General features: G+C 28.1%; 7 protein-coding genes. 1 reads left to right on the top strand and 6 read right to left on the bottom strand.

Annotated elements, in window-relative coordinates; translation table 11 throughout:
* Positions 1–436: hypothetical protein (locus tag ACH2BC_RS04625; RefSeq protein WP_395052815.1), on the bottom strand; the 436-nt coding region annotated here is incomplete at its 3' end.
* A gap of 421 nt (positions 437–857) precedes the next feature.
* Positions 858–1568, bottom strand: coding sequence for a hypothetical protein (locus ACH2BC_RS04620; protein WP_395052814.1), 711 nt, complete (start codon positions 1566–1568; stop codon positions 858–860).
* Between the two features lie 223 nt (positions 1569–1791).
* Here ACH2BC_RS04620 and ACH2BC_RS04615 point away from each other — a divergent pair, with 223 nt between their 5' ends.
* A complete protein-coding gene (locus ACH2BC_RS04615) occupies positions 1792–2358 on the top strand; it encodes a fasciclin domain-containing protein (RefSeq protein WP_395052813.1) in 567 nt (188 codons plus the stop codon).
* Between the two features lie 70 nt (positions 2359–2428).
* Here ACH2BC_RS04615 and pheT read toward each other — a convergent pair whose 3' ends face one another.
* From pheT to recG, 4 genes are all read right to left on the bottom strand, one after another.
* Complete coding sequence (gene pheT, locus ACH2BC_RS04610) at positions 2429–4849, bottom strand: phenylalanine--tRNA ligase subunit beta (RefSeq protein WP_395052812.1); 2421 nt, start codon at positions 4847–4849, stop codon at positions 2429–2431.
* A 105-nt stretch (positions 4850–4954) separates the two neighbouring features.
* Positions 4955–5884: a hypothetical protein gene (locus ACH2BC_RS04605; RefSeq protein WP_395052811.1), complete on the bottom strand. Its 930-nt coding sequence runs from the start codon at positions 5882–5884 to the stop codon at positions 4955–4957.
* Between the two features lie 71 nt (positions 5885–5955).
* A complete protein-coding gene (locus ACH2BC_RS04600; RefSeq protein ID WP_395052810.1) occupies positions 5956–6816 on the bottom strand; it encodes a bestrophin family protein in 861 nt (286 codons plus the stop codon).
* 31 nt (positions 6817–6847) lie between these two features.
* Positions 6848–8258, bottom strand: a 1411-nt coding sequence (gene recG / locus ACH2BC_RS04595) for an ATP-dependent DNA helicase RecG (RefSeq protein WP_395052809.1), incomplete at its 5' end; no start/stop codon positions are given.

Here is an 8258-nt window from a genome sequence, read left to right as displayed (position 1 = left end):
CAAACTCGTCAGTACTTAAGTATTTATCAAGTTCGTCAATATCGTTAAATATTTTTGTATCATTTCCATCGACTTTAAAAGTAGTTAACTTAAAATCTACCCTATTAACATCAATAAAATATAAAAAATCGTTAGTGTTTTTATCTGTAATAACATAACCTCTAGCGGTTGAAGCATTTCCAACAAAAACTTCTGTTATAACTAAATTTTCAACTTCTGTACTTCTGTTTAAAAGTGTTGAATTGCTTTTTGGATTTGTTTCAACAGATTTCCCAAATTGAAAATTTGTTGAGTAAAAGGTTTCTAAATAAGATGAAACTTTTGCGTTTTCAATAACTTTTGTGTTCGTTTCATCATCTTTTGAACAACTTATAACTAAACTTGTTCCTACAAAAAGAACTAATAAAGAAAAAAATGTACTTTTAATTGTTTTCATTTTTAATTGTTTTTTTTGCTTACTTCTTTGATTGTGCTTCTGGCACTTAAAGGCAGTCAAAGATTTAGCATTGGTTAAAAATATAAATTTCTGCCCGCTACATTTTTAATTATTAGATTAGCTAACCATTCCTTCACATTTCCAGCTAATGTAATTTATACATTTAAATTGTGCTAGATTATAAGGCAATGTTTAAAAACGAAACTTTTTCTTTTTACAAATATGATATTAAAATTTAAATTGCATATACGTATAAATACCTGTTTTTCAATTTTTATTAATACTATTTTTGTCATTTTTGGAAAAGGTTTCCTATAACTAATTATTTAAAATTAAACCTAACGAATATAAATTAAAAAAAAAAATGTCTCAATTAAAAAATTAAGACATTTTCTCTCGAAAAATATATAAAAACTAAATACTAATTCTCTTTAAATTTTCTATCCCAAATTTCTGAGTTAAAGTTTTTGCCCATCAAAAAGAAATAATAAGCTATTGAAGCAATGACCGCTTTAAACATAAATAAAAATAATATAATTGGTGCCATTGGTACATCTTTACTCAAATCATCAACTGGAGAAACTGCTATGATTACTGCGCTAATGATTCCGCAAAAAACTACAAAATTCATTAAATTTTTAAAAGGCGAAACCATTAATTTTCTATACCAAACTAGATCGTTACCCCATTTGTGAATTAAATAATAATAATCATTTCCAATTGGAGCAAACAACAATGGATCATCATAATTTATTAATTGAAACGCTTTGCTTGGCGCAATAATTTTAAATCCTTCTAAACTTGTTTCGTGTGCTTTCTCTAAAGCACTTATTTTAGTAATTGCTTCTTCTGGAATTTCATTTTTAAATAAATTACTGTCAAGAAAACGCAAACGATAATCTATACAAACCTTCTTTATTTGATTAATATGGAAAATCTTATCAGTTTCAAGTAAATCAAACTCAAATTTGTTCACGTTTGTTGAACTTTTTGTTTTCAATTTCTCTTTAATTTCCTGTCTTTCTAGTTCATTATTTTCTAAAATCGCTTTAACTTCTTCTAGAAGTTGCAATTCTGAGATGAATTTTTTTCTGTCTTGAAGTAATTCATCAACTAAAGTTTTCTTATTCATTAGCATAATACAAGTTTTATATATAAATTTTTAATGAAATTTTATATACTCTAAATTAAGGAATTACTTAATATAAATAACATTTTGTAAAAAATATTTTTACATTATTCAACTCATAAACTATTGTTAATAATTTAAAAAGCTTATGTTAATTGATAAAACTATAAAAACCATAAACTTTAATTTTGCATAAATATTTCAATAACTTAAAAAAAGTAAACTTATGAAAACAAGAAATTTTTTAACAGCAATTGCAATAACAGGATTGTTATTAGTATCTGGAGCAACATTTGCTCAAAAAGAAATGACTAAAAAAGTTGGTGGTGCTGAAATGTATCCTTCTAAAAACATTGTAGAAAATGCAGTAAATTCTAAAGATCACACCACTTTGGTTGCAGCAGTAAAAGCAGCAGGATTAGTAGAAACATTACAATCTAAAGGACCATTTACCGTTTTTGCCCCAACAAATGCAGCATTTGACAAATTACCAAAAGGAACAGTTGAGAATTTATTATTACCAGAAAATTTAAAAACATTGCAAACAGTTTTAACATATCACGTTCTTGCAGGAAAATTTAGTGCAGCAGATATTGTAAAAGCAATTGCTGGAGGAAAAGGAAAAGCAACTTTTAAAACCGTTTCTGGTGGCACTTTGACAGCTTCATTAAAAGGTAAAGATGTAATTTTAACTGACGAAAATGGCAATTCATCTAAAGTAACTATTGCCGATGTAAACCAATCTAATGGTGTAATTCATGTTGTAGATACTGTGGTTTTACCAAAATCTTAATTTGTTAGATTATTAATTTGGTAAAAAAAACCTTTCTAGAAATAGAAAGGTTTTTAGTTTTATAAATTGATTATCTAAGTGTTGCACCCAATTCTGATTCTAAATTACTTTGCAGTTTATTCATAATTTTATCAATTTGAACATCAGTCAGTGTTTTAGATGCATCTTGAATTGTAAAACTTACTGCATACGATTTTTTTCCATCAGGTAAATTCTTACCTTCATAAACATCAAATAAATTGATGTTTTTCAACAACGATTTTTCTGAATTTCTTGCTACAGTATAAATAGATTCAAAAGCTACAGATTTATCTATAAGTAATGATAAATCGCGTCTAACTTCTGGATATTTTGGAATAGAAGTAAACTTGATTTTATTAGATAATAATTTCAAAATTAAATCCCAATTAAAATCTGCATAAAAAACATCTTGCTTAATGTCAAAATATTTTAAAACAGATTTTTTTACTGTTCCCAATTCAACCAAAATATCATTGGCATTTGCAATAGCAATTCCTTCGGCAAAAACATCAAGAGTAATTGGTAAATTATGCGTTTTATCAAATCCTAATCTTGATAAAATAGCAGTTACATAACCTTTAAACAAAAAGAAATCGGTTGGTTTTTCTTGTGTTGTCCAGCTTTCATTCATTCTATTTCCAGTAGAATATAATGCCAAATGTTTCTTTTCATTAAATCCAGATAACAATTTATGGTAGCTTTTTCCGAATTCAAATAACTTTAAATCTGCATTTTTTCTGTTGATATTGAAAGAAACAGCTTCCAATCCAGAAAACAATAACGACTGTCGCATGGTAGATAAATCGCTACTCAACGGATTTAAAATAGTAACATTATATTCTTCTTTTAACATTTCAGACAATTTTATATAATCTGGCGATGTTAAAGAATTTGCCATCATTTCATGATAACCAACTGAATTTAATTGATTGGCAACAATATTCTGAATTTTATAATCTTCTGTTCGAGATGACTTTGAAATAGTTGCATTTAATTTTTTAGAAATAGTAATATTGTTGTAACCATATACTCTTAAAATTTCTTCAATTACGTCAACTTCTCTTTGTACATCAACTCTGTAAGCAGGAATTATTAATCCTAAACCAGCATCAGATGAACTATTGACTTTAATGTCTAACGAAGCAATAATTTTTTTAATGGTATCTTTTGGTAATTCTTGTCCAATTAATTTGAATGCTTTTTCGTAATTTAAAAACACTGCAAAATCTTCAATTTTCTTTTGATAAATATCAATAATATCCGATGTAATTTCGCCACCAGCAACTTCTTGAATTAAAAGTGCAGCACGTTTCAAGGCATATTCTGTAATAGTTGGATCAATTCCTCTTTCAAATCTAAAAGATGCATCTGTACTTAAACCATGTCGCTTGGCAGTTTTTCTAATAGAAACTGGATTAAAATAGGCACTCTCTAAAAATATAGAAGTCGTATTTTCTGTAACTCCAGAATTTTTTCCTCCAAAAATTCCTGCCAAACACATTGGACCTTTATCGTCACAAATAACTAAATCTTCATTGCTCAAAGTTCTTTCTACATCATCAAGTGTTGTAAATTTAGTTCCAGAAGTTACAGTTTTTACAGTAACTTTTCCGTTAATTTTTGCAGCATCAAATGCGTGAAGTGGTTGACCTAATTCGTGAAGAACATAATTAGTAACATCAACAATATTATTTTTAGGAGTTAAACCAATGGCTTTTAAACGGTTTTGTAACCAACTTGGTGAAGCTTTTACTGTAATTCCAGATATAGTAACGCCACAATATCTTGGTGCCAATTTTATATCTTGAACATCAATATCAATTTTTAAAATTCGTTTATCAACTTTAAATTTAGAAACCGATGGAGTAATTAATTCTAAAGAAGCATTTTTTTGAATTAATCCTGCTCGTAAATCTCTTGCAACTCCCATATGTGACATTGCATCGGCACGATTTGGAGTTAAACCAATTTCAAAAACCTCATCATTTTCTATATTAAAAACTGTTGATGCTAAAGTTCCAGGTTTTAAGTTAGCATCAAGAATCATAATACCATCGTGAGAAGTTCCCAAACCTAGTTCGTCTTCGGCACAAATCATTCCATGACTTTCTTGACCTCTTATTTTTCCTTTTTTTATTTCAAATTCGTTTCCGTCTTTGTCTATTAATTTTGTTCCAATTGTAGCTACAGGAACTTTTAAACCTGCAGCAACATTACTTGCGCCACAAACTATTTGTAAAGGAATTCCATTACCCAAATCTACAGTTGTAATGTTTAATCTATCAGCATCTGGATGTTTTGTACAAGTTAAAACATGTCCAACAACAACGCCTTCTAATCCACCTTTTACAGATTGAAATTTTTCTACAACTTCAACTTCTAGACCTAAATCGGTTAAAATTGTTGCAACGTCTTCTGAACTTGAATCTATTTTTAAGAATTGTTTTAACCAATTGTAAGAAATTCGCATTGTATCTACTTATTAAGGTTGCAAATATAGGTATAATTGAATAATTTGCAATAGTAAGATGTTGAGAATATGAATTAAAATTTAAAGAAAAGCTTTAGAATAAACTTAATTTGGCATTACCAAAAAAGTACTGTTTTCATCATTAAAAATATGATAAAAAGAATTAAAATGAATGTTGGTAACTAATACACCATCAATTGGGAATTTAGTAATTTCAGAATTTACCATTACACCTTCTTCTTTTTTAACGGCTCTAATTTTTAATAAATTTTCATATTTTTTATGATAAGCCAACTTATAATTATTTTCTGATGGATTATTTAAATAAATATAAACCATAGAGTAGGTAGCATCTGTATTTTCTAGTACTACCGCTAAATCTTTATAGGAATCATTATTAAAATCGCCATAAACTATTGAAGATTTTTTTTTATTTGGATCTTTTGTTATCGCATATTCTTCACCATCAATTGAATAATTACTTTCAATTACAGACATAATTCCAGAGTCTATTTTAACTTCGGGTTTCTTTTTTGGTTTGGGTTTATAACTATCAAAATCATTTTTTTTATAAATATCATCAGCATAAATATATCCAACTGGTCTGTCTGAAAGTAAGACTGGCTTTTCGGCATAAATAGCTACATATTTATCTCTTCCTTCTCTTTCTAAAATAGTTTTATCAAAATTTTTAATTTCATTTTCTTCATCTTTACATTTTGTGTAGACTAAAGTTCCAAATTTTAGTTTGTAAACAGAATTATACATTGCTCTATTTGGAGTTCTTCTAACATCAGCATTATGAGTAACAACATAATTTTCTACAGCACACATACCGAATTTAGAAAGCGAATCGTCTTTGGTTTTAGAATTATAATAATCATAATCAGTTTCATTATTTTTATTTTCAACACCATTAACTATAAGATTATTCTTATGTAAATAAAAGTATACAAAAACAACTAGTATAGCTATACAAATTATAACTATCAGATGTTTAAACCTATACCAAATACCAATATGATTATTACTCATAATTAAATCTTAAACAGGTAAAAATACAATTTACTTTTTAAAATTTAGATTTTAAAATCGTCAAAGTTTGTCTACAATAATTCTTCAATATTTTTTTTAATGTTTTCAGATATTTTTTTTGTAGGTAAATCGTTTTCATCATTTCCAAAAGGATCTTCTATTTCTTCTGCAATTAATTCTAAACTTGCAAGTACATAAAAAATAAAAACTACTACTGGCGCAACGTAATATCCTAAGCTAAAAGCGTAACCAAAAGGCAAAGTCATAACATAAAAAAAGATAAATTTTTTAATAAAAACACTATAAGAATATGGAATTGGAGTGTTTTTTATTCTTTCGCAAGCACCACAAATATCAGTAAATGATTGAATTTCTAAATTTAAAATTATCAATTGATCGCCTGTAATTTTTTTAGAATTGTACAAATCGTTTATTTTATGAAATAACATTTTGGCAACCTGATTGGGTTTGTGATTGTGATGTGGAATCAATTGTAAATCGTCAAATAATTCTTTAGAAACTTCTTCATTTTTAAGATGTTTATGCAATATTGAGGCATAACTTGGAATTATTTTTCTAAAATATTTTCTATCTGCTTCGTCTTGAAGAATAATTGAAAGTTTTATGGCTAAATTTCTACTATTATTAACAAGTGAACCCCATAATTTTCGTCCTTCCCACCAACGATCATAAGCAGTATTTGTTCTAAAAACTAATAATAATGAAATTACAAAACCAAGCATTCCATGCATAATAGTAATGTTTTTTACATAACTGGTATCGGCAAGTTTCCAATATTCTACTTCTAGATATCCAATAATTCCTGCATAAAATCCTATAGCAATCATTACAGGAAATAAAGTTCTAAAAGTATCTGCTTTATGAAATTTAAAAATAAAAGTAAACCAATCTTTGGTGTTGTAGGATATCATTATTATTTTATTTATTGATTATATTTTTGTTTTAACTGATGTAATTCCAAATATTTTTTTTCTTACTCATTTCAATAAAAACCTCACGAAGTCTTGTGTGTTCTGGTTTTATCATTGATGCATCGTCTTTTAAAAGTTTCATGGCATATTCTCTGGCCAACATTAAAATGTCTCTGTCTTTAACCAAATCGGCAATTTGTAAGTTTAAAACGCCACTTTGTTGTTTGCCCATAATATCGCCTGGACCACGAAGTTTTAGATCTACTTCGGCAATTTCAAATCCATCGTTGGTACGACACATTGTTTCTATTCTGGTTTTACTATCTTCTCCTAACTTGTTGCCAGTCATTAATATGCAATAACTTTGTGCTGCGCCACGACCAACTCTACCACGAAGTTGATGCAGTTGAGACAATCCAAAACGTTCGGTACTTTCTATAACCATTACACTTGCGTTGGGAACATTTACACCTACTTCAATTACAGTTGTTGCTACCATAATATTAGTTTTTCCTGCAACAAATCGTTGCATTTCTGCTTCTTTTTCTGCAGGTTTCATTTTTCCGTGAAGGATAGAAATACTGTATTGTGGCAATGGAAAATCTCTAGAAATACTTTCATAACCATCCATTAAATCTTTATAATCCATTTTTTCAGATTCTTGAATTAATGGATAAACTATATAAATTTGTCTGCCTTTAAAAATTTCATCTTTCAAGAATTTCCAAACTTTTAATCTATTACTATCGTATCTATGAACGGTTTGAATAGGTTTTCTTCCTGGTGGCAATTCATCAATTACAGAAATGTCTAAATCGCCATACAAACTCATTGCTAAAGTTCTAGGAATTGGAGTTGCAGTCATTACTAAAATGTGTGGCGGAATTTCATTTTTTTTCCACAATTTACTTCGTTGTTCTACACCAAACCTGTGTTGTTCATCAATTACAGCAAGACCTAAATTTTTAAATTGAACTTTATCTTCTAGCAGTGCATGCGTTCCTATTAATATATCTAAAGTTCCATTTTCTAATGCTTCGTGAATAATTTTTCTTTCAGAAGTTTTTGTTGAGCCAGTAAGCAATTTTAAGCTAATATTCAATTCTTTAGCCAATTCTGAAAGTCCAATAAAATGTTGATTAGCAAGAATTTCTGTTGGCGCCATTAAGCAACTTTGAAAACCATTATCTTTTGCTAAAAGCATACTCATTAGTGCTACAATTGTTTTTCCAGAGCCAACATCGCCTTGTAATAATCGGTTCATTTGTGCATTGCTTCCTAAGTCGTTTCTAATTTCTTTCAGCACTCTTTTTTGGGCATTTGTTAATTCAAATGGCAAATGATTGTTATAAAAATCGGTAAAATTTTCTCCTACTTTTTCAAACGGATGACCTTTTATTTTGTGTTTTCTAATTAAATTTTTAGTAATTAACTGCAATTGA

It is taken from the genome of Flavobacterium sp. (assembly GCF_043760115.1).
Classification (GTDB): domain Bacteria; phylum Bacteroidota; class Bacteroidia; order Flavobacteriales; family Flavobacteriaceae; genus Flavobacterium.
This window is presented reverse-complemented; position numbering and strand designations above follow the sequence as displayed.